This window comes from Cellulosimicrobium cellulans (genome assembly GCF_042723955.1).
Taxonomy (GTDB): domain Bacteria; phylum Actinomycetota; class Actinomycetes; order Actinomycetales; family Cellulomonadaceae; genus Cellulosimicrobium; species Cellulosimicrobium cellulans_H.
In genome coordinates this window covers 25,664-47,408 of sequence record NZ_JBHXIC010000021.1, presented here as the reverse complement: position 1 = coordinate 47,408, position 21,745 = coordinate 25,664, and the positions used below count along the sequence as shown (strand labels likewise).

The 21,745-nt window shown below is 76.2% G+C and carries 17 protein-coding genes and 1 tRNA gene; 13 read left to right on the top strand and 5 right to left on the bottom strand.

From position 1 onward, the window contains the following. Positions 1–130 precede the first annotated feature (130 nt). The 10 genes from ACFWH7_RS08245 to ACFWH7_RS08200 all read left to right on the top strand — a co-directional run bounded on the left by ACFWH7_RS08245 (position 131) and on the right by ACFWH7_RS08200 (position 14,410). Positions 131–544, top strand: a complete 414-nt coding sequence (locus tag ACFWH7_RS08245; RefSeq protein ID WP_378216021.1) for a DUF3052 domain-containing protein — start codon at positions 131–133, stop codon at positions 542–544. Next, entirely contained in the window at positions 528–1,025 is a 498-nt protein-coding gene (locus ACFWH7_RS08240; protein WP_277515094.1) for a peroxiredoxin, read from the top strand. The genes ACFWH7_RS08245 and ACFWH7_RS08240 overlap by 17 nt, the downstream gene beginning before the upstream one ends. Positions 1,026–1,170: 145 nt before the next feature. Then, a tRNA-Val gene (locus ACFWH7_RS08235) sits at positions 1,171–1,244 on the top strand. 137 nt (positions 1,245–1,381) lie between these two features. Further along, on the top strand, positions 1,382–1,708 hold the full coding sequence (locus tag ACFWH7_RS08230) for a hypothetical protein (RefSeq protein WP_378216020.1): 327 nt from the start codon (positions 1,382–1,384) through the stop codon (positions 1,706–1,708). A 77-nt stretch (positions 1,709–1,785) separates the two neighbouring features. After that, complete coding sequence (locus ACFWH7_RS08225) at positions 1,786–5,520, top strand: DUF4132 domain-containing protein (protein ID WP_378216019.1); 3,735 nt, start codon at positions 1,786–1,788, stop codon at positions 5,518–5,520. A gap of 155 nt (positions 5,521–5,675) precedes the next feature. After that, on the top strand, positions 5,676–6,812 hold the full coding sequence (locus ACFWH7_RS08220; protein WP_378216018.1) for an ATP-binding protein: 1,137 nt from the start codon (positions 5,676–5,678) through the stop codon (positions 6,810–6,812). Further along, a complete protein-coding gene (locus ACFWH7_RS08215; RefSeq protein WP_378216017.1) occupies positions 6,803–9,298 on the top strand; it encodes a DUF5682 family protein in 2,496 nt (831 codons plus the stop codon). Before ACFWH7_RS08220 ends, ACFWH7_RS08215 begins: the two co-directional genes overlap by 10 nt. A gap of 137 nt (positions 9,299–9,435) precedes the next feature. Continuing rightward, the gene (locus ACFWH7_RS08210) at positions 9,436–10,542 is read left to right on the top strand and encodes a VWA domain-containing protein (protein ID WP_378216016.1); all 1,107 of its coding nucleotides are present in this window, start codon (positions 9,436–9,438) and stop codon (positions 10,540–10,542) included. Further along, entirely contained in the window at positions 10,539–12,716 is a 2,178-nt protein-coding gene (locus ACFWH7_RS08205; protein WP_378216015.1) for a hypothetical protein, read from the top strand. Before ACFWH7_RS08210 ends, ACFWH7_RS08205 begins: the two co-directional genes overlap by 4 nt. Next, on the top strand, positions 12,713–14,410 hold the full coding sequence (locus ACFWH7_RS08200; protein ID WP_378216014.1) for a bifunctional 3'-5' exonuclease/DNA polymerase: 1,698 nt from the start codon (positions 12,713–12,715) through the stop codon (positions 14,408–14,410). Before ACFWH7_RS08205 ends, ACFWH7_RS08200 begins: the two co-directional genes overlap by 4 nt. Before the next feature lie 58 nt (positions 14,411–14,468). Here ACFWH7_RS08200 and ACFWH7_RS08195 read toward each other — a convergent pair whose 3' ends face one another. Genes ACFWH7_RS08195 through ACFWH7_RS08175 form a run of 5 tightly spaced genes read right to left on the bottom strand, consistent with a single transcriptional unit; the run spans position 14,469 to position 18,462 of the window. Next, positions 14,469–14,957: a VOC family protein gene (locus ACFWH7_RS08195; RefSeq protein ID WP_378216013.1), complete on the bottom strand. Its 489-nt coding sequence runs from the start codon at positions 14,955–14,957 to the stop codon at positions 14,469–14,471. Beyond that, positions 14,923–15,831 carry a helix-turn-helix domain-containing protein gene (locus tag ACFWH7_RS08190; protein WP_378216012.1) on the bottom strand — a complete coding sequence of 303 codons (909 nt, stop codon included), beginning with the start codon at positions 15,829–15,831 and terminating at the stop codon, positions 14,923–14,925. The genes ACFWH7_RS08195 and ACFWH7_RS08190 overlap by 35 nt, the downstream gene beginning before the upstream one ends. Positions 15,832–15,860: 29 nt before the next feature. Continuing rightward, on the bottom strand, positions 15,861–16,250 hold the full coding sequence (locus ACFWH7_RS08185; protein WP_378216011.1) for a hypothetical protein: 390 nt from the start codon (positions 16,248–16,250) through the stop codon (positions 15,861–15,863). Between the two features lie 20 nt (positions 16,251–16,270). Beyond that, positions 16,271–17,983, bottom strand: coding sequence for a SulP family inorganic anion transporter (locus ACFWH7_RS08180; RefSeq protein WP_378216010.1), 1,713 nt, complete (start codon positions 17,981–17,983; stop codon positions 16,271–16,273). Continuing rightward, positions 17,980–18,462 (bottom strand): ArsR/SmtB family transcription factor, encoded by a 483-nt coding sequence (locus ACFWH7_RS08175; RefSeq protein WP_378216009.1) that lies wholly within the window; start codon positions 18,460–18,462, stop codon positions 17,980–17,982. Before ACFWH7_RS08175 ends, ACFWH7_RS08180 begins: the two co-directional genes overlap by 4 nt. A gap of 90 nt (positions 18,463–18,552) precedes the next feature. Between ACFWH7_RS08175 and ACFWH7_RS08170 the strand changes: the two genes are divergently transcribed. The 3 genes from ACFWH7_RS08170 to ACFWH7_RS08160 are packed head-to-tail and all read left to right on the top strand — an operon-like array spanning position 18,553 to position 21,713. Continuing rightward, positions 18,553–19,677 (top strand): Nif3-like dinuclear metal center hexameric protein, encoded by a 1,125-nt coding sequence (locus ACFWH7_RS08170; RefSeq protein ID WP_378216007.1) that lies wholly within the window; start codon positions 18,553–18,555, stop codon positions 19,675–19,677. 51 nt (positions 19,678–19,728) lie between these two features. After that, a complete protein-coding gene (locus tag ACFWH7_RS08165; RefSeq protein ID WP_378216006.1) occupies positions 19,729–20,472 on the top strand; it encodes a zinc ribbon domain-containing protein in 744 nt (247 codons plus the stop codon). Then, positions 20,469–21,713 (top strand): bifunctional RNase H/acid phosphatase, encoded by a 1,245-nt coding sequence (locus tag ACFWH7_RS08160; RefSeq protein WP_378216005.1) that lies wholly within the window; start codon positions 20,469–20,471, stop codon positions 21,711–21,713. Before ACFWH7_RS08165 ends, ACFWH7_RS08160 begins: the two co-directional genes overlap by 4 nt. The last annotated feature ends 32 nt before the right edge of the window (positions 21,714–21,745 follow it).

Sequence of the window (21,745 nt, the reverse complement as noted above, 5' to 3'; positions counted from 1 at the left end):
TTGCCAAGCAACGGATCCTCCGGTGGGCTACCTTTGCCAGACACGGCAGGTCGTGCGCGCGGGCGTCCGCCCGCGCGCTGGGCAGGCCCGCCGCACGGACAGACAGGACGAGGAAAGGAACGACACGACAGTGACCGACACCGCAGGGCCCATCGGGGCGGACCGCCTGGGGTTCGCGCCCGGCAACGTGGTGCAGGAGTTCGGCTGGTCGGAGGACGTCGACGACGACCTGCGCGGTGAGCTCGAGCAGCTCGTCGGCGGCGAGCTCGTCGACGAGGACTACGACGACGTCACGGACGGCGTGATCGTCTGGTTCCGCGAGGACGACGGGGACCTCACCGACCTGCTCGTGGACGTCCAGACCGTTCTCGACGACGGCGGCCTCATCTGGGTGTTCACGCCCAAGCCGGGCCGGACCGGGCATGTGGGCCACAACGACATCCAGGAGGCCGCGACCACCGCGGGGCTGCACGCGACGAGCACGTTCGCGATCGCGCCCGACTGGTCCGCGACGAAGCTCGGGACCCGTGGCCGCGGTCGCTGACGAGGGCGTCGCCGATGTCCGGGCCACGCCGCCCGGACCGGGGGACCCCGCACCCGACTTCACGCTGCCCGACACGCACGGCACGCCCGTCCACCTCGCCGACCTGCGTGGCGGGCCGGTGCTCCTCGTGTTCTACCCGTTCGCGTTCTCCGGCATCTGCACGGGCGAGCTGTGCGAGCTGCGGGACAACCTCGAGGACTTCGAGGCGGCCGGCGTGACGCTGCTGGGCATCTCCTGCGACTCGGTGTTCGCGCAGAAGGCGTGGACGGCCCAGGAGGGCTTCGAGTTCGACCTCCTCTCCGACTTCTGGCCCCACGGCGACGTCGCCCGGGCCTACGGCGTGCTGGACGAGGAGAACGGCCTCGCCCTGCGCGGCTCGTTCCTGCTCGACGCCGACGGGATCGTGCGGTGGTCCGTCGTCAACCCGCGCGGGCAGCGTCGCGACCTCGACGGCTACCGGCGGGCGCTCGAGCAGCTCTGACGCGGGCTCGCCGCGGCGGCGCCGCTGCCGTCGCCGAGCGGGGGCCGACGGCGGTTCTTGCGTCGGGTCGTCGGGTCCGGTCGTCGCGCCCCAGGCGTGGCCGGACGCGGGGTACCGACCCGGTAGGCTGTGCTCCGCTGTTCCAGGGCCTGTAGCTCAGTTGGTTAGAGCGCCACGCTTACACCGTGGATGTCGGGGGTTCGAGTCCCTCCGGGCCCACCCGTCCGTAGGACGAGTGCGCACGTCGTGGCGGGTACGCGAGACGTCGCCCTCGCGATCGACGGCGAATGTCCGACGCGCTCCCGGCCCACGCCTGGCCCTGGCCGACCGGCGGACTGCGATGGCAGTCTGACGCGGTGGCCCACAAGAAGCGGTACGGCGTCGTGATCGTGGTAGTGGTCGTCGCAGTGGCGGCGGCGGGTCTCGCCCGCGGCGTCTGGCAGAACGGTCCGCGCTGGGCGTGGAAGCTCGCGGACCTGGACCGGAACGAGCTGCACGTCGGCGGGGTCGACGACGTCGAGGACGGTGAGGTCGTCACGGTCGACGACGACTCGGTGGTCGTGCGGTACACGCGACCGGAGCTCGACTTCTTCGGCGTCGACACCGGGAACGTGGGCCCGGAGGTGTGCTACCGGTTCCCCTTGGAGGACCCGAACGCCTTCCGTAGGGTGACCTGTCCCTGAGCAGCCCGGACCGTGTGTCGGCGCCCGCCCCTAGCATCTGCCGCACCAGCAGCGACGACGTGACGGTGAGGTAGAGGGTGCTCGAGAAGGTCAAGGGTCTGTTCCGGCGCGACGAGGAGCAGGCGGGAGGTGGCCGCCCGAGCGCTCGGCTCGTCGACGCGCTGAAGGTGCTCGCCGTCGAGTCGCTGGGACTTGCGGACCGCGCGGTCGCGTACGTGCACCGGGGCGAGGGGCCGGAGGTCCTGCTGGAGCTCGAGGCCCTGCGCGGCGGTGACGTCGAGGCGTTGCTGGGGCGGCCGGGCCAGTCCGGGATCTACTCGTGGACCACGCCCGCGCAGGACGACCGGCTCAAGGCCGCGGTGCCGGGCTGGACCTCCGCGAAGGCCGTGACCGCCCGCTCCAACCTCTACACGCTGAGCGACTCGGTGACGATCCCCGAGCTCGTGCGCCTCGGCCGCGTCCTCAGCGCGGTGTCGTCGGAGGTCGACCGCGAGCGTCCCACCGACCCGCGCTGGCTCACGGTGCTCGTCAACGACATGTCGCGGCGCGCGAACGACCGTCGTAAGGGCAAGAACGGCAAGGTCGCACCCGACCGCTGGACGCCGGACCTGCTGGTGGCGCTCGCGGTCGAGGGCGGCGTGCCGGAGGCGGACGCGACGGCGGTCGTGCTGCGAGAGCTCTTCGAGCGACCGGCGTCGTCGGGCTGGGCGTCGCGGCACCTCGGCCCGGCGCTCCTCGGCGCCCCGGCGCGCGACTTCGTGGTCGCGCACGTCGATGTCGCGACCCAGGCCTTGCCGGGTGTGAGCGCCGCGGGGCGGACGGAGCTGGTCGAGCTCGTGGCGTCCGACCCGGCGGCGACGGACGCGCTCGCCCCGCTCCTGGCGCGGCTCGCGGCGGACACGAGCAAGGGCGTGCGCGATGCGGCGGTGGCCGCCGTCGCGCAGCTCCCGGGCGAGCGCCAGCGCGAGATCCTCACCCCGCTCCTCACGGCCCTGCCGCCGTCGCGGCTGGGGTCCGTCGTGACGCGTCTCGCGCAGGTCGACGGTGGGCTGGCCGACCTCGCGCGGGCCGCCGAGCAGTCGACCGGCGCGCGGGCGACGCTCCTGCGGGACACCGTCGAGCGCGCCCGCGTGCTCGACGCCGCGCAGGAGGACGAGCCGGCGATCGAGGTCCCGCCCTTCGAGCCGCTGCCCGAGATGGTGCTCGGCGACGAGTTCGTGCAGGCCGCGCGAGCCGCGATCGACACCGCCCTCGAGCGCGCCCGCGCCGAGCAGGCGGCCCACCCCGGCAAGGGCAGGGGCGACGACGACGGGTGGCCGCGGTGGCGGCGCCAGGCCGTCGAGCAGGACCTCAAGGAGCTGCCCGGCATCACCGACGAGGACCTCCGGGTCTTCGCGGCGTTCCTGTCCGGGACGAGCACGCGCCGCCCGGGCGGCGTCGCGATGCGCCGGCTGTCCGCACCGGGCGTCTTCTCGCGCCTGCCGGGCATCACGCTCCTGCACAAGTTGCGGCTCCAGGCGAACGAGGCGCGTGGCCACAGCGAGCGGTTCGGCTGGTACCGCCTCAACGAGGGCGACATGCTCGACGTCGACCTCCGCGTCCTCGACGAGGCGCTGCGGCGCATCGGCCGCGACGACGCGGAGGACCTGATCGACGAGCTGTTCTTCTCCTCGTGGTGGGCGACCGGCGTGATGACGCCCGAGAACGCGTGGCCGTACTACGCGGGTCGGCTCGACAGGCTCGCGGCGGCGCTCGACGACCGTGAGCGCACCTACGGCACGACGAAGCCGGCCCGGGCGCTCGCGGTGCTCGAGCAGCTCCCGCACGTCCCCCGCCGGTTCCTGCCGCGACTGACCGAGCTCGCGCTGGGCGAGGGCCGCACCTACCGCGCGACGGCGCAGGAGGCGCTGAGCACCCACCCCGGGGTGCGTGGGCTGGCCGAGCAGGGGCTCGGCAACGGCCGGTCCGAGGTGCGCCGCACCGCGGCGGAGTGGCTCGCCCGGCTCGGCGACGCCGACGCGGTCCCCGCGCTGCGGGCCGCACTGGCGAAGGAGCGCAGCGAGGTCGTCCGCGCGGCGCTCCTCACGTCGCTCGAGAGCCTCGGCGAGGACATCTCGGTCGACCTCGCGCCCGAGGCACTGCTCGCGGAGGCGACCAAGGGTCTGCGCGGCAAGGCGCCGGTGAGCATGGCGTGGTTCGACCTGGGCTCCTTGCCGGGCGCCCGCTGGGCGGCGGACGGCTCGCCCGTAGACCCGACGATCCTGCGCTGGTGGGTCGTGCTCGCCGTCAAGCTCAAGGACCCGAGCGGGGCGGGGCTCCTCGAGCGGTACGCGTCCCTCCTCCAGGAGGAGGACCGGGCGCGCCTCGGCAGCCACGTGCTCAGCGCGTGGGTCGCCCAGGACACGCGCAACCCGTCGGCGCAGGAGAGCGAGGCGCACGCGATGGCCGGCGCCCAGCAGCGGTACGACCAGTACCAGGCGTGGGCCAAGCGCTCTCCCCAGTACTACGCGGTCGAGGCGTCGAAGACGGTCGAGGACCATTACCGCGACCTCTACCGGGAGCACCAGGCGACCTACCTCGGCTCGGCGGTCAAGGACAAGGGGATGCTCGCGCTCACTGTCGCGATGCCGGGCGGCGAGCTCGCCGCGACGTTCCAGCGCTACGCGAAGGCGCACGTCGGCCGCCGGGCGCAGACCGAGGCGCTGGTCCAGGCGCTCGCCGCGAACGGTCAGCCGGCCGCCATCCAGGAGCTCCTCGCCGTCTCGCGCCGCTTCCGGCAGGCGACGGTGCAGGAGACGGCGCAGCGCCTCGCGGCCGAGCTCGCGGACCGGCGCGGCTGGACCGCGGACCAGCTCGCGGACCGCACGGTCCAGACGGCGGGATTCGAGGACGACGGTCTGCTGCACCTCGATCTCGGGTCGCGCGAGTACGTCGGGCGCATCACACCCGCGTTCACGCTCGAGCTCACGAGCGACGCGGGCAAGGTGGTCAAGGCGCTCCCGGCCGCGCGGGCGCAGGACGACCCGGAGCTCGTCTCGGCCGCGAAGAAGCAGCTCACGGCGAGCCGCAAGGAGCTCAAGGCGGTCGTCGCGCTCCAGACGCAGCGGCTCTACGAGGCGATGTGCGTCGGCCGCACCTGGACCGCTCAGGAGTGGCAGGAGTACCTGCTCGGCCACCCGGTGATGTCGCGGCTCGTCGAGCGGCTCGTGTGGGTCGAGAACCCCGGCACGGACGAGGCGCGCCCGTTCCGCCCCGACGGCGGCGCGCTCCTCGACGCGGACGACGAGGACGTCGAGCTCGGCGAGGGGGCGACGGTCGGGCTCGCGCACGCGGTGCTGCTCGGCCCGGACGCCACGGCCGCGTGGGCGGCGCACCTCGCGGACTACGAGGTCACGCCGCTCTTCGCGCAGCTCGACGTCGCGACGCCCGACGTCCCTGCCGGCGCGACGGCGATCGACGACCACAAGGGATGGTTCTCCGACAGCTTCTCCATCCGCGGGCGCGCCACCAAGCGCGGCTACACGCGCTCGCAGGCGGAGGACGCCGGGTGGTTCAGCGCGTACACGAAGTCGTTCGCGAGCGCGGGGATCGTGGTGCAGATCGAGTTCACGGGGTCGTTCGTCCCGGAGGAGAACATCGCCGCCGCGGTGACCGCGCTGACGTTCGAGCGGACGGGCCGCGGGTCGGGTCGCGGGACCGCGCGGATCGCGGACCTCCCGCCCGTGCTCGTCGCCGAGGCGTACCGCGACTACGTCGCCGTCGCCGAGGCGGGCGCGTTCGACCCCGACTGGGAGCGCAAGAGCCAGTACTGACCGTCCCCGTCGGTCCGCACGAGGACCGATCGGTACGGCGCAGTGCGGGCGCCAGGTCAAGGCGCCCGCACCCTCAGTCGTGTGGGACGCGGCACCTACGCTGACCTGCAGGACCACGGGCACGGCGCCCGCGACCCGACGAAGGAGGAGTCCGGGTGACGAGCACGACGACCGGTGACGCGCAGGTCGCGGCCGGAGGGCCGGGCGAGCTGCGGCCGCCCGCCGAGGTCCGGTACGCCGACGAGCTCGCGGCGCTCGCCGCGGCGGACGCGCGGCGCGGCGCCGACGTCCCGCCCGGGTGGCGCCTGAGCCCGCGCGCCGTGCGGGCGTTCGTCGTGGGCGACGCCGAGCTGGGCGTGACCCGCAAGTTCTTCGGCGACGACCCGCTCGTCGACCGCGCGGTCGTGTCGCTGCTGGGCCGCCAAGGGCTCATGCTCGTCGGCGAGCCGGGCACCGCGAAGTCGCTCCTGTCCGAGCTGCTGACCGCCGCCGCGAGCGGCACGTCGACGCTCACGGTCCAGGGCACCGCCGGGACGAGCGAGGACCACGTGCGCTACTCGTGGAACTACGCGCTGCTCATCGCCGAGGGACCGAGCGAGCGCTCGCTCGTCCCGTCTCCGGTCTTCCGGGCGATGGAGAGCGGTCGCGTCGCGCGGTTCGAGGAGATCACGCGCTGCGCGCCCGAGATCCAGGACACGCTCGTGTCCGTGCTCTCGGAGAAGCAGCTGATGGTGCCGGAGCTCGGCGCCGACGCACGCGTCGCGGCGCGTCCCGGCTTCAACGTGCTCGCGACGGCGAACCTGCGCGACCGCGGCGTCCACGAGATGTCGGCGGCGCTCAAGCGTCGCTTCAACTTCGAGACCGTCGCGCCCATCCGGGACCGCGCGTTCGAGATGGAGCTCGTCGAGAGCCGGCTCACCGCCGAGCTCGGCCCGGCCCCGGAACGTCCGCGCCTCGACCGCGACGTGCTCGAGGTGCTCGTCACGGTCTTCCAGGACCTGCGCACGGGCACGACGGCGAGCGGCGCCCCGGTCAAGCGGCCCGAGACGGTGATGTCGACCGCCGAGGCCGTGAACGTCGCGGTCGCGGCATCGCTCGAGGCCCGGTACCTCGGCGACGGTACGGTGACCGCGGGCCAGGTCGCCCGCCAGGTGGGTGGCGTCGCGCTGAAGGGCGACGAGGAGGACGCGCGCCGCCTGCGGCACTACGTGGACAACGTGGTGCGCGAGCGCGCGCGGTCGGACGCGCGCTGGAAGGACTTCCTCACCGCGGCGGGCGACCTGTGGCGATAGGCCCGCGCGCGGCCTGGGACGCCGCGCCGCCCAGGCTGCGGCAGGCGGCGCAGGACCTGCTGACCCTGCGGGAGCGCGACGGCGTGCACCTGTTCGGGGTGCGCCACCACAGCCCGGCGTGCGCGGTCGCCGTCGCCGCCCTGATCGAGGAGGTCCGGCCCGCGGTCGTGCTCGTCGAGGGGCCGGAGGAGTACACGCGGCTTCTGCCCGCGCTGCTCGACGAGCGCACGGTGCCGCCCGTCGCGGTCCTCAGCCTCGCCGGCGACCCCGCGGGAGGCGGCGCACGCGGCGCGGGGTTCTACCCGCTCGCGCGCTACTCGCCCGAGTGGGTCGCGTTCCGGGCGGGGCACGCCCTCGGCGCCCAGATCGCGTTCGTCGACTCCCCGTGGGCGGCGCGGGGGCCGGCGGAGGACGACAAGCACGACCCGACCGCGCGCACCGTCCTCGCGGAGCGGCACCTCGCGCACTCCCGCACCGTCGCGCGGCTCGCGGAGAGCCTGGGGTGCCGCGACCACGACGAGCTGTGGGACCACCTGTTCGAGGCGCGGGACACCGCGCGCCTGCGTGACTGGCGCGAGCTCACCGACGACGTGTTCGCGTGGGCCGCGCTCGCCCGACTCGACTACGAGGACGAGGTGCTCGTCGCGGACGGGTCGCTCGACCGCGAGGCACGCATGTCGGCGCGGGTCGCCGAGCACGCGGCACGCGCCGACGGCCCGGCCGTCGTCGTGACGGGCGCGTTCCACACGCTCGCCCTCGTCGAGGCGCTGACCGGGAGCGCCCACGGTGAGGCCGTCGTCGCGCGCCGCCCGGCGGGCGGGTACGGCGACCTGGCCGACGCCCCCGCGTGGCTCGTCCGGTACGACGACGAGCGGCTCGACGCGCTGCGCGGGTACGGCGCCGGCATGCCGACGCCCGGGTACTACGACCGGCTCTGGGTCGCGCACCACGACGCGGGCGGCCCCGCCGGCGCGGCGAACGGCGTCCTCGTCGACGTCGGGCGCGGGGCGAGCGCCCGCGGCGCGCTCGTGAGCGTCGCGCAGTCCCAGGCCGCCGTCGAGCACGCCCACCGGCTCGCGGCGCTGCGCGAGCGGCCGTGGCCGTGCCGCACCGACCTGCTCGACGCCATCACGTCCTGCTACGTCAAGGACGCCGACGACCTCGACGCTGCGGGCGACCGCCCGCTCGGGCTCGCGGTCGCGGAGGTGTTCGCCGGGCGCGCGCTGGGCGACGTGCCGCCCGGGGGCGCCGCCCCGCCGCTCGTGGAGGAGGCACGCTCGCGTGCGCGAGTGCTACGCCTGGACGTGTCCGACTCCGTGCCGCGCACCGTGCGGCTCGACGCGCGACGCAAGGCCGCGCACCGCGACCGGCGCCGGTTCCTCGCGCTGTGCGCGTTCCTCGACCTGGGGTTCGCGCGCCGCGTCTCCGGACCCGACCACGTCGCCGGGCGAGGCCTCGGCCTCGTGCTCGAGGAGTGGGAGTACGCGTGGACGCCGCTCGTGGAGGCGCGGCTCGTCGAGCTGTCCCACCGCGGGGCGACGCTCGAGGCGGTTGCCATGGCGCTGCTCGACGACGCGCGCGACCGCGCGCGCGAGGAGCGGTCGAGCGACGCGGTGGCGCGGCTCGTCGCGCAGTGCGTCGTGGTGGGCCTGCCCGACCGACTGCCTCCGCTCGTCGGCCTCGTCCGCTCCACGCTCGACGTCGACCCGTCCCTCGCCTCGGTGGTGGCCGGCATGCGGCGCCTCGTGGGGCTCTGGCGCGCCCGCACCGAGCTCGAGCTCGGCGAGCACGCCGAGGCCCTGCTCGACCTCGCGGAGCAGGGCCTCGCCACCGCGGCCTACCTCGTGCCCGACCTCGCGGCCGCCGACGAGACGACGCAGGACGACGCGCTGACGAGCCTCGTCGCGCTGCGCGCCCTGGTCCGCGACCTGCGCGACGCCGGCCGTGACGGCACCGGCTCGGCGGCGGAGTCCGTCGCCCGGGCGCTCGTGCACGTGCGGGAGGACGACGACGCGTCGCCCGCAGTGCGAGGCGCGCTCACGGCCTTCGCCGCCGTCGGCGACGAGCTCGACGACCCCGGCGGCGACGGACTCGTCACGCGCGTGCGCGCCCGGCTCGCGCCCGGCGCGGACCCGGTGGCCGCGACGGCGTTCCTCGGCGGCGTGATGCGCGCCGCGCCCGACCTCCTGCTCCACACCCCTGAGATGTTCGACGCGGTCGACGACGGGCTGCGCGGCCTGGACGAGGACGCGTTCCGGGCGGTGCTGCCCGACCTCCGGCGGGCGTTCACGTGGCTGCGCCCGACGGAGACGCACCGGCTCGCGGAGCGCGTCGCGGCGCGGACGGGGACGAACGCTGCCGCGCTGGATCGGCACGTCGACGTGACGGAGGACGACCTGCGCGCGGGGCTGCTCGTCGAGCGCGAGCTCGTCGCGGTCCTGGAGCGCGACGGCCTCGGCGCCTGGGCGCGCGGGGGAGCGTCGTGACGGCGGCAGGCGTCGGCACGGCCGACGTTCCGGACGCGACGTCGACCGGGACAACGCGCGACGGGTTCAGGCCTCGTGCAGGTGAATCCGCCGGGAGGCGCGCGGACGACGACGAGGCCGCGCGCCGGTGGCGGCTCGTGCTCGGCCGGTACGCGGGTGACACGCTGCCCGTCGCGCCGCAGGACCAGGCCCTCGACCGGACGCTCGGCCACCTGTACGACCGGGAGTACACCGCACGTGGGCACCGGCACGGCGACGGCGACGACTCCCGTGCCGCGCGCGGCGGCGGCGGGGGGCGCGGGGGTTCGGTCGTCGCGGGGCTGGACTGGCTCGAGGCGGCGCGCGAGCTGTTCCCGCGCGAGACGTTCGAGCGGATGCAGGTCGAGGCCGTGGGCCGGTACGGGATGACGGAGCTGCTCGCGGACCCCCGCGCCGTCGACGCGGTGGAGCCGAGTACAGAGCTCGCGTCCGCGCTGCTGCGGGCCCGGGGCCGGCTCGGGCCGGGCGTGCAGGACGGCCTGAAGCGGCTCGTCGCGCGCGTCGTGGAGGACGTCGTGAAGCGCCTGCGCCCGCGCTTCGAGACCGCGGTCGACGGCCGCCGTGACCGCTCGCGCCGCTCGTTCGTGCGGTCTAGCCGCACGTTCGACGCGGCGGCGACCGTGCGCGCGAACCTCGGGCGCTGGGACCCGGAGCGGCGAAAGCTCCTCGTCACCGACCTCCGGTTCTCGTCCCGGCGCCGCCGCGCGCTGTCGTACGACGTGGTGCTGCTCGTCGACCAGTCCGGCTCGATGGCCTCGTCGGTGCTGTACAGCGCGGTGAGCGCGGGCATCCTCGCCGGGCTGCCCGGCATCACGGTGCGGCTCGTCCTGTTCGACACCTCCGTCGTCGACATGTCGCACCTCGCGCACGACCCGGTCACCGTGCTCCTCACGGCGCAGCTCGGCGGCGGCACGGACATCGCGCGTGCGGTGCGGTACGCGGAGCAGCACGTGCGCGACCCGCGCCGGACCGTCGTCGCGCTCGTCAGCGACTTCGAGGAGGGCGGCTCCGTGTCGCAGCTCGTGGCGAGCGTCGGGCGGTTGCACGCGTCCGGCGTGCGGCTGCTCGGCCTCGCCGCCCTCGACGGGCAGGCGAACCCCGCGTACGACCGCGGCGTCGCCCGGCGGCTCGCGGAGCAGGGCATGGAGATCGCGGCGCTCACCCCGGAGCGGTTCGCCGAGTGGCTGGGGGAGGTGCTCCCGTGAGCGGCACCGGGCTGGGCCCCTGGGCGGCGGTGTACGCCGGGTACGACGACGCCGCGCTCGCCACGCTCGCCAACGCCGGCCAGGTCCGTCGCGCGCGCAAGGACGTCGCAGCGGGCAAGGTCGAGGTGCGGGAACAGCGCGCGGACGGGGCCGTGCTGTCGGTCGGGGGCGCACGCGTCGAGCTTGACGCGCGCGGCCCCGCGGGTGCGCGATGCGCGTGCCCGACGCCGGGCACGTGCCAGCACGTCGTGGCCGCGTGCCTGTGGGCGCGTGAGGCGGCGACCGAGCCGGTGGTCGATGCGGCGACCGCACACCTGGAGCCGGTCGCGGTGGCCCGTGACGACGCGGCGGTGGTGCGACCGACAACCGACGCTCCCGTCGATGTCGATGTCGATGTCGATGTCGATGTCGATGCCGGTGCCGGGGCGGACCCTGGCCCGCTGGGCGAGATCCTCGCGCTCGACCCGCGGGCCGTGCAGCGTGCGGCCGGGGCCGCCGTCGTGCGTGCGGTCGCCCGGGAGATGCGGGAACGGGCGAGTGCGCCGATGCGCGGCGACTCGACGGACGTGACGGTGGACGGTCCCCGTGTGGTGATCTCCTGGTCCGGCGCCCCGCGCGTCACCTACGTCGCACGCGCCGGGTTCGCGGGAATGCTCGTGGAGCGTGAGCGCCCCGGTGCGACGACCTCGGCGGCGGGGGCGGACGACCGGCGGTGGCGGCTCGAGGCGTTGGCGCGGGTCTGGGAAGCGCGCGACCGTACCTGGCCGTGGCCCGAGGAGGCGGGCGCGACCGCGCCGCGCGCCGCCGGGGTGCCGGACGCCCGGACGGTCGCGGACGAGGTGGTGCGCGCCGTCGAGCGGGTGCTCGACGTCGGGCTCTCGCACCTCGGTCGCGACGACCTGGAGGAGCTGCGGGGAGCCGGCGTGCTCGCCCGGCTGGGGCGCCGGCCCGCGGTGCAGCGGCTCGTCACGTCCGCGGTCGGGCGGCTCGAGGCGCTCGCGGACCGTCGGGACGCCGTCGACGAGGAGGAGTGCCTGCTCGCGCTGGCCGAGCTCTGGGCGTACGTGCAGGCGCGGCCCGCGCCGGACGAGGGCGCGCCCGACGAGCACGTGACGGACCTCCCGCACCTCTTCCCGCTCGGGGCGCGCTGGTGGGTCGCGGCATCGGGGGCGCGAGGTGTCTCCGTGCACCTGTGGGACGTCGACGAGGGCAGGGCGCGGACGGTCACCACCGGTCGACCGCCCGGCGCGGACCCCACGTTCGGCCGCTCGTGGGACCTCCCGCTCGTGTGGGGGCGCTCGGTGGAGGCGCTGTGCCGCGGCCCGTTCGCCCTGCGCGGGGCGACCGAGCGCGCCGGGACGCTGCGCCCCGGGGAGGGCCCGGTCGTGGAACCGCTCGGGACGCTGACCGCCGATGCGCTGCGCGACGTCGCCGAGCGGACCGCGGCGACCGACGCACGGGCCGAGGTCGGGTTCGGCCGCAGGCCGGCGGTGGTGCGGGTCGTCATGGTCCGCGACGCGGGTCCGGTCGGCGTCGACGAGGTCGCGCAGGAGGTCACCTGGACCCTCGTCGCGGCGGACGGCACGCCGACCGTCGTGCGCGTCGACGCGGCGGACGAGCCGGCCTGCGACACGCTGCTCGGGGTCGCGGCGGGGAGCCGCCGGCTCGTCGCCGTCGCGGTCGAGCACGACCTGGAGTCCGGCGGGGCCGAGGCCGTCGGCCTGTTCGTCGAGCGGCCCGGGGGAGGGCTCGGGCTCGTCGTGCCGACGCTCACGCCCGCGTACGACCACCGCACCTGGTCGACCGCGTGGACGAGGCTCCGCGCGCGCGTCCGTGCACTGCGGGGACGCGCGACGACGCACGTGCGCGAGGTCGTGACGCCGTCGCCGGTCGAGGACGTGTGCGCTGCGGTGCTCGACGCCGCCGTGGCGCTCGCGGCGACCGGTCGCCGGCACCTCAGCCCGCACCAGGTGGCCGCTCTCGCCCGCGCGGCGCGGACCGCGGACGACCTCGGGGCGCCGACCCTCTCGGGAGCGGTCGCGCTCGTCGCCCACGAGCCCGACGCCGCACGCCTCCTGCGCGCGGCGCTCGTCGCGTCGCGCGGCCGGGCCCTCGCGCGGGTCGTGGCCTCGTCCGACGAGCGCCTGCCGGACCACCGGACGGTAGGCGCATGAGCACCTACGCCGTGCACGTCGGGTCGCCGGAGCACGGCCGGGTCGAGCACGTCGTCGACGGCCCGGCGGAACCGGTCCGTGAGACGTGGGACGACACGAACCGGTGGTACCCCCGGCTTCTCGCCGAGGGCCGGCGCGTCGAGCGGTCGCACGACCTGCGCCTGTCCCACGTGGTGCTGCGCCGCTCGCAGCTCGCTGCGGGGTCGGCGCTCGCGCGGCGCGACCCGGGTCCGTGGGACGCGCTCGCCGCCGCCCCGGCCGGCCCTGAGCCGACGGCGGTGCCGCGTCCCGTCGGCCTGTTCGAGCTCGGGCCGCAGGCCGGGACGCGCGTCGAGCTCGACACGGTGGCGGAGCTGCGCGACCAGCTCGCCGCGGTCGCAGGTGCCGACGGCCCCGACGGGCCGGGGCGGCTGCGGATGCTCCTCGCCGCCGAGTCGGCGGGGGCGCTCGTCGCGGCGGAGATGCACCACGCCGGCGTCCCGTGGCGCGCCGACGTGCACGACGCGATCCTCACGGACGCGCTCGGCCCGCGGCCTCGGCCCGGCGAGCGTCCCGCGCTCATGGAGGACCTCGTCGCGCGCATCCGCGCCGCGCTCGACGCGCCGCCGACCCTCAACCCGGACTCGCACCCCGATCTGCTCAAGGCGCTGCAGTACGCGGGCGTCGGCGTGCGGTCGCTGCGCAAGTGGGAGCTCGAGCGCACGGACCACCCCGTCGTCGAGCCCTTGCTCGAGTACAAGAAGCTCTCGCGGCTCCTCACCGCGAACGGCTGGGCGTGGCTCGACACCTGGGTCCACGACGGGCGGTTCCGCACCGAGTACGTCGTGGGCGGCGTCGTCACGGGTCGGTGGGCGTCGAGCGGCGGCGGCGCGCTCCAGCTCCCCAAGCAGGTACGCCGCGCGGTCGTCGCCGACCCGGGCTGGAAGCTCGTGGTCGCGGACGCCGCGCAGCTCGAGCCGCGCGTGCTCGCCGGGCTCGCGCACGACGAGCGCATGGCGGCGGCGGGGCGCGGCGGCGACATGTACGCGGGCATCGTCGCGTCGGGCGCGGTCGCGACGCGCGACCACGCCAAGGTCGGGATGCTCGGCGCGATGTACGGGGGCACGACGGGCGACAGCGCGCTCGTCCTCCCGCGGCTCGCGAAGGCGTTCCCCGACGCGATCGGCCTCGTGGAGCGCGCGGCGCAGGCCGGCGAGCGCGGCGAGGTCGTGTCGACCCTCCTCGGCCGCAGCTCGCCACCACCCGGCGAGTCGTGGCAGGCGGCCCAGGAGGGTGCCTACGCGGTCGAGGACGGCGGCGCGGACGACGTCGAGGGCGGCCGGACGGGCGCGGACGCGCAGGCACGCGCCCGGTCGTACACCCGCGCCTGGGGCCGGTTCACGCGGAACTTCGTCGTGCAGGGCACGGCCGCCGAGTGGGCGCTGTGCTGGCTCGCCTCGATCCGCCGCCGGCTGTGGGATCTGCCCGTCGCGTCGACCCCGGGCGCCGCGCCCGCGCCGTTCGCCGACCGGGCGCACCTCGTCTTCTTCCTCCACGACGAGGTCGTCGTGCACGCGCCCGCGGAGCTCGCCGAGGCGGTGGCCGACGAGGTCCGCGCGGCGGCTGCCGAGGCGGGACGCCTGCTCTTCGGCGAGTTCCCGGTCGACTTCCCGCTGACGGTCGCGGTCGTCGACCACTACGCCGAGGCGAAGTGAGGGACGGGCGACGGGCCGCAGCGGACCCGTCGCCCGGTGGTGTCGGCGCCCGGCGGCGTCAGCGCCGCGGCTCGCCGCGGTACGTGCCGAACGACCACAGGTTGCCCTCGGGGTCCTGGAGCACGAGCTCGCGGCTCCCGTAGTCCGTGTCCCGGAGCGGGACGACGACGCGTCCTCCGGCTGCCGGCGCGCGCTCGCGCAGCCGTGCGTCGAGCGCCTCGATCTCGTCGTCGGGGACGACGACGTACGTGCCGCAGGTACCGGGCTCGCGCGACCACTCGCGGTCGGGGGAGTGGCTGCCGAGCATGACCGCGCCGCCGTGCGGCCAGTCGAGCTGCGCGTGCGCGACGTCGCGGTCCTCGCCCGCCATGACGGCCGTCGCGACGAACCCGACGACGTCGGTGAGGAACGCGACGAGGCTGCGGGCGTCGTGCGCCTGGAGCGTGGGCCAGACCCACGGTGTCGGCGGCGCGTCGGGCACCGGGGTCGGCGTCGCGGCGGTGCCGGAGGTGTCAGTCGGGGTGCGGGTGCTCTCGTGGATGCTCATGTCCCCACCCTGGGCCGTCGGTGTGGCCGCCGGCTTGGATGTTCCCGAGCTCTTCGCGCACCCAGGCCGTCGGGCTCGTCCCGGCGAACCGGCGGAAGTCGCGCACCAGGTGGGAGTGGTCGGCGTACCCGGTCCGCGCGGCGACGTCGGCGAGCGTCCGTGAGCCCTGGCCGAGGGCGAGCCGCTGCACCTGGCGGCGGGCGGCGTCGAACCGCACGAGGCCGCGCGCCGCCCGGGGCGTGACGCCGAGCTCGGCCCGGAACAGCGTCTCGAGCTGGCGCTCGCCGAGGGCGACATGCCGTGCGACGTCGCGCACGCGCGCCCGTCCCCGGGTGCGGACGAGCAGGCGCCACGCCTCCGCGACCTCGACGCGCACCTCGCCGCGGACGGGGAGGGCTCCGGGGCTGCCGGGCGGGTCACCCGGGGCTGCGAAGGCCGCGCGCACGGCCTCGAACGCGGCGGCCCACGAGCCCGCCTCGGCGGCCTGCTCGCGCAGGCGGGCGGCGGCGGGACCGAGGACGGCGTCGCCGTCCTCGACGAGGCCGAGATCGCCCGCGCGCACGCCCAGCAGCCCACGGCAGGCCAGCGGGTCGAGCGCGAGCTGCACGCCCGCCTGCTCCTGCGGCTGGTGGATCAGGGCGGGGCGTGTGTGCAGGCCGCCGACGAGCGACTCGTAGCGCACCGGGACGGCGTCCGGCCCGGGCGACGTCGGGACGACGCCCGCGGTGCTCACGACGAGCGTGAGCCACGGCGACGGCAGGCCGCGGTGGACGGACGGGATGCCGTCCGTCGTCTGCGTCCGCAGGCGGTACCCGACCATCGACACGACACCGGGCGGCAGCGCGTCGGCCGGGGCTCGCACGAACTCGTGCATCCGACCACGCTATGCGGCCCGTGCACCGCTCACAGCCCGAGCGGACGGTGCCATCCGACGTCGACACGGAGCGTGTCGCCGGGCGCCTCGTTGTCGACCTCCCACACGCACCGGACCCGCCGGTCGAGGACCGACATCGCGTCGCACCGCTGTCCGGCGTCGTCGAGGCCGACCCGCGCACGGACGGCGTCGGGGTCGTGCCCAGGCCACGAGAGCGTCAGCTCGCGCCAGCAGCCGCCCGATCCACAGCCCGTCCCCTCGTCGACCACCTGGACGCCGTCGGCGAAGGCCGGGACCGGAGGCGTGCCCGCCTCGTCGAGCTCGACCCCGAGGACGGGACCGACCAGCCAGGCGGCGAGGAGGACCAGTCCGGCGGCCGCACCGGCGACCCCGGCACGACGGCCCACCCTGCTCCGCATCGGCGCATCGTACCGAGGGGTCACGTCGACGGGCGCAGCCCGCGCACCTGGGGGACGTCCGTGCCCCGGGCAGCGCGGCGCACGTGGGAGCGCGCGTGCTCGATCGCGTCGTCGAGCGTGTCGAAGAGGTGGTGCTCGTGGCGGAGCTCCGCGAGCGCCCCGACGTTCGTGAGGAGCGACCGGTGCCTTTCCTGGACGCCCTTGACGAGCACGGTCACGCCGCGCGCCTCGAGCCCTTCGACGAGCTCGCCGAGCGCCCTGGCCCCGGTCGCGTCGACCATGCGGAGCTGGGAGAGCCGCAGGACCACGACCGCGACGTCGTCGTGCGACGAGGCGTCGGTCACCTCGGTGAGCACGCGGTCCGCGGCGCCGAAGAACATGGAACCCTCGAGACGGAAGAGCGCGACGTGCTCGTCGCCCGGCTGGGCAGGCCCGGGGAGCGGGTCGCGGTGCACGGCCGAGGCGCGGGCGACGGTCCGCAGCGCGAAGAACGCGGCGACGAGGATGCCGATCTCGATGGCCTGCACGAGGTCGAACGCGACGGTGACGACGGCGGTGACGACGAAGGTCGCCGCGCTCGACCGTCCGGCGCCGACCACCGAGCGGATGGTGCGGGCGCCGATCATCCGGAAGCTCGTCACCATGAGCACGCCGGCGAGCGCGGCGAGCGGGATCCGCGAGACCGGGCCCGTGGCGAGGTAGATGACGGCGAGGATCACGACCGCGTGCACGACGGCCGCGAGCCGCGTGCGGGCGCCGGAGCGCACGTTGACGGCGGTGCGGGCGATGGCACCCGTGGCGGGCATTCCGCCGAAGAGGCCGCTGGCCACGGACGCGAGGCCCTGCCCGACGAGCTCGCGGTCGGGCTGGTAGACGGAGCCCCCGGGCGGCCCGGTCTGCACCATGGAGGCGGCGACGCGGGCGGACAGCAGCGACTCGATGGCCGCGAGCGCGGCGATCGCGAGGGCGGCGCCACCGAGGTCGCGCAGCGCGCCGGGGGTGAACGTCGGCAGGACGGGCGAGGGCAGGGACGAGGGCAGGGCGCCGATGCGCGGGACGGGGGCGCCGAGCACCTCGACGAGGACGGTGGCCAGCACGACCGCGACGAGCGACGCCGGGATCGCCGCGTGGACGCGGGGGAGCAGCAGCATCGTCGCGGCGACGAGCGCGACGCACCCGAGCGTCCACAGGACCGGGGCGGGCGGGACGTCGGTCACGGCGGTGCGCACGGCCCCGACGGCGGTCACGAACGTGTTGTGACCGGGGGCCGCCTCGACCCCGACCGCGGCCGGGACCTGCTGGAGGAAGATGATGCAGGCGATCCCGAGCGTGAAGCCCTCGACGACGGGCCAGGGGATGTACGTGACGACCCGGCCGAGCCGGGCGAGCCCCGCGACGAGGACGACGAGCCCGCCGAGCACGGTGACGAGCGCGACAGAGCCCAACCCGTGGGTGACGACGATCGGCGCGAGCACGACGGCCATCGCCCCGGTCGGGCCGGAGACCTGATGGTTCGACCCACCGAGCACGGCGGCGACGATTCCGGCGATGACGGCGGTGACGAGCCCGGCCGCGGCACCGACGCCGGAGCTGACGCCGAACGCGAGCGCGAGCGGGAGGGCGACGACGCCCACGGTGACGCCGGCGAGGAGGTCGGCGCGCAGGGACCGGGGTCGCAGGTCGTAGTCGGAACGTCGTGGGAGCAGGTCGCGGCCGGTGGCGAGGCGGCTCATGCGGAGGCGGTCGACGCGATGGCGCTCGACGTGGTGGCGTCGAGCACGGCGCGCGCCGACGCACCCGGCAGGGCGGGGAGCCGTCGGGCGGCGTCGAGCTGGTCGGACGCGCCCGCGAGGCTCGAGAGGAGGAACGCCCGCGCGACGACGAGGAGCTCGGCGACGAGGGGTTCGGCGAGGCTGTACTCGACCGCGTTGCCGCTGCGGGTCGAGGTGACGACCCCGGCGCGGCGCAGCACGGCGAGGTGCTGGGAGAGCTGGGAGGGCTCGCACCCGGTGACGTCCAGCAGGGCGGACACGGGCGCCGTGTGGTCGGCGTCGGCCGCGAGGACCTCGAGCACCTGGATGCGGGTGGGGTGGGCGAGGCACCGGAAGAGCTCGGCCTTGATGCGGTAGAGGGGAGCGGCCTCGTCGGTGCCTCGGGCGCCATCGTCGCGAGCGCCGTCGTCGGGCCGGTCAGGGCGGGGTGTGCGGGGCACGGATCCTCCGGATGCGGGATGATGGATTGCGCAATCCATCAAACCATGTCGGACGGTACCCGGGCGCCCCGCGCGGGATAGCCTGCCGCCATGACCGTCGCGCCCGACCCGAGCACCGGCACGTCGACCGAGCCGGAGGCAAGCGGCGCCGCGCACCCGACGCTCGGCCGTGTCGTCCGGACCCTGGACGAGCTGTACCCGCCGTCGACGGCCGAGGCCTGGGACGCCGTCGGGCTCGTGGCCGGGGACCCGGGCGCGCCCGTGCGCAAGGTGCTGTTCGCCGTCGACCCGGTCGAGGAGGTCGCGGACGAGGCGCTCGCGTGGGGTGCGGACCTCCTGGTCACGCACCACCCGCTGTTCCTGCGGCCCGTGCACTCGGTCGCGGCGACGACGTTCAAGGGCTCGCTCGTGCACCGGCTCATCCGGGGCGGGGGGGGGGGCGGGGGGGGGCCCCCCCCCCCCCCCCCCCCCCCGCGCCCGCGGGGCCGCCCCCCCCCCCCCCCCCCCCGCCGGCACCCCCCCCGGCCCGCCCGCGGCGCCCGGGCCCCGGCGCCCGGGGGGGGGGGGGGGGCTCCCCCCGCCCCCCCCCCCACCCCCCCCGCGGGGGGGCGCGGCGTCGCCGACGCGCTCGCGGACGCGCTCGACCTGCTGCACCGCGTGCCGCTCGTCGCCCACCCGGCGCCGTCGCCGCACGAGGCCGCGACGACCGGCACTGGCCGGGTCGGGCGCCTGGCCGAGCCGACGACGTTGCGCGCCTTCGCGCAGCGCGTCGCCGAGGCGCTCCCGCCCACGGTCCAGGGCGTGCGCGTCGCGGGCGACCTCGACGCGACCGTGGAGTCCGTCGCGGTCGTCGGCGGCTCGGGCGACTCGCTCTTCGACGCCGTCCGTGCGAGCGGCGCCGACGTCTACCTCACGTCGGACCTGCGCCACCACCCGGTCTCGGAGCTGCGCGAGCGCGCGCGGCTCGAGGGCGACGGCGACGCCGGGACGCCCTTCCTCGTCGACGTCCCCCACTACGCCTCCGAGTGGCCGTGGCTCCGCTACGCTGCCGAGGACCTCGCGCGCGCCCTCGCGCACGCGCAGCCCGGGACGGTCGTCGAGACGCGCGTGAGCACGCTCGTCACCGACCCGTGGACCGCGCGGATCGCGTCTGTGCCGACAAACCGGCCCGCCGAACCTGCCGCGCGGCCCGACCCCGACGCCTCGCCCGCCTGACGCCCGACCCTGCACGCCGGCCCCGCACGGGGCCCACGAAAGGAACCACCTGTGGCCACTGCACCGCCCGCCGACCAGCTCCGTCTGCTCGACGTCCAGGAGCTCGACACGCGGGCGCAGCAGCTCGCGCACCAGCGCAAGAACCTGCCCGAGCACGCACGCATCGCCGAGCTCGACGCCCAGATCGCGGACCTGCGCGGCAAGCTCGTCGAGTCCCGCACGGCGGTGAGCGACCTCAAGCGCGAGCTCACCAAGGCGGAGACCGACGTCGAGCAGGTACGCACGCGCGCCGCGCGCGACCAGTCGCGGCTCGACTCGGGGCAGGTCGGGGCCAAGGACGCGCAGGCGCTCGTCGCGGAGCTCGAGTCGCTCGCGCGGCGCCAGGGCGTGCTCGAGGAGGTCGAGCTCGACGTCATGGAGCGCCTGGAGGCGCACGAGGAGGCGCTCGCGAAGCTCGAGTCGGCGAACGCCGAGCTGGAGGCCGCGAAGGCCGAGGTCGTGACGGCTCGGGACGCGCGCTACGCCGAGCTCGACGCCGAGGCGGGCCAGGTCGCGGGCAAGCGCACGGACGCCGTCGCAGGTCTCGACGCCGGGCTCCTCGCCCTCTACGAGCGCGTGCGCGACCAGAACGGCGGCCGGGGCGTCGTCGCGCTGCGCGGCCAGCACGTCGACGGGCTCAACGTCTCGCTGAGCCCGGCCGAGCTCGCGGCGATCACGTCCGCCGCTCCCGACCAGGTGGTGCGGCTCGAGGACTACGGCCACATCGTCGTCCGGCCGGAGGGCGCCGGCGCGTGAGCGCGGACCGTCGGCGGCACCTCGTCGTCGAGGCCGACGGCGGGTCCCGGGGCAACCCCGGCCCGGCGGGCTTCGGGACGCTCGTGCGCGACGGCGAGAGCGGTCAGGTCCTCGCCGAGCGCGCCGCGTTCCTCGGGACGACGACGAACAACGTCGCCGAGTACTCCGGACTCGTCGCCGGGCTGCGCGCCGCGGCCGAGATCGACCCGGACGCGCGCGTGACCGTGCGGATGGACTCGCGGCTCGTCGTCGAGCAGATGTCCGGGCGCTGGCAGATCAAGCACGAGGACATGCGTCGCCTCGCGGCCGAGGCGGCGGCGGTGCTGCCCGCGGACCAGGTCGCGTACGAGTGGGTGCCGCGCGCGCAGAACTCCGCCGCCGACGCCCTCGCGAACGAGGCGATGGACACGGCGGGGACGGTCGTGCGCGACTACCCGCCCGCGCTGTCGGGGACGGCCGCGACGACCGACGGGAGCGCCGACCCGTCCGGCCCGGATGCGCAGCCCGTCGAGGCGCCGGGTGAGTCGGCCGCGTTCGACACGCCCGCCCGCCCCTCGGGCGCCGCCGTCCGGTTCGACGACGAGCCCGCCCTCACGGTCGTGCTCGTGCGCCACGGGCAGACGCCGCTCACCGTCGCGGGCGCGTTCAGCGGCTCGTCCGTCCCCGGCCCGTCGTTGACGGCGCGGGGCCGCACGCAGGCCGCGCAGGCGGCCGACCTCGTGTTCCGCGTCGGGCGCCAGGCGTGGCCCGACCTGCCGCGGCCGACCGCGGTCGTCGCCTCGCCCATGGTGCGCGCGCAGGAGACCGCGCGGGCCGTCGGCCGCCGGCTCGGCGTCCACGTCTCGACGGACGACCGGTTCGCCGAGGTCGACTTCGGGGAGTGGGAGGGGCTCACCGCCGCGGAGGTCGACGCCGCGTGGCCGGGCCGCCTGCACGCGTGGCACACGACCGGCACGACCGCGGCCCCGGGCGGCGAGTCGTACGCCGACGTCGGTGCGCGCGTCTGGCACGGGCTGCAGCACCTCGTCGAGACGCTCCTGCCCGGCGCGGGTCCGGCCGGCCGGACGGCGGTCGTCGTCGGCCACGCGGTGCAGGTGCGCGCCGCGATCGGCACGGCGATCGGCGCGCCGCCGTCGCAGTGGTCGCGCGTGCGCGTTCCCCCGGCGTCGGTGAGCATCCTGCGCCTGTGGGCCGACGGTACGAGCGAGCTCACCGCCCAGGGCGTCCCGAGCGACCTCTGAGGCTTCTGCGGACGCCGACCTACCGCGAGGTA

What these genes read in the sequence shown, in the direction of transcription:
- ACFWH7_RS08200 (WP_378216014.1), top strand. Translation starts at nt 12,713, where the DNA reads ATGAGCACCTACGCCGTGCACGTCGGGTCGCCGGAGCACGGCCGGGTC.
- ACFWH7_RS08195 (WP_378216013.1), bottom strand. Translation starts at nt 14,957, where the DNA reads ATGAGCATCCACGAGAGCACCCGCACCCCGACTGACACCTCCGGCACC.
- ACFWH7_RS08190 (WP_378216012.1), bottom strand. Translation starts at nt 15,831, where the DNA reads ATGCACGAGTTCGTGCGAGCCCCGGCCGACGCGCTGCCGCCCGGTGTC.
- ACFWH7_RS08185 (WP_378216011.1), bottom strand. Translation starts at nt 16,250, where the DNA reads ATGCGGAGCAGGGTGGGCCGTCGTGCCGGGGTCGCCGGTGCGGCCGCC.
- ACFWH7_RS08180 (WP_378216010.1), bottom strand. Translation starts at nt 17,983, where the DNA reads ATGAGCCGCCTCGCCACCGGCCGCGACCTGCTCCCACGACGTTCCGAC.
- ACFWH7_RS08170 (WP_378216007.1), top strand. Translation starts at nt 18,553, where the DNA reads ATGACCGTCGCGCCCGACCCGAGCACCGGCACGTCGACCGAGCCGGAG.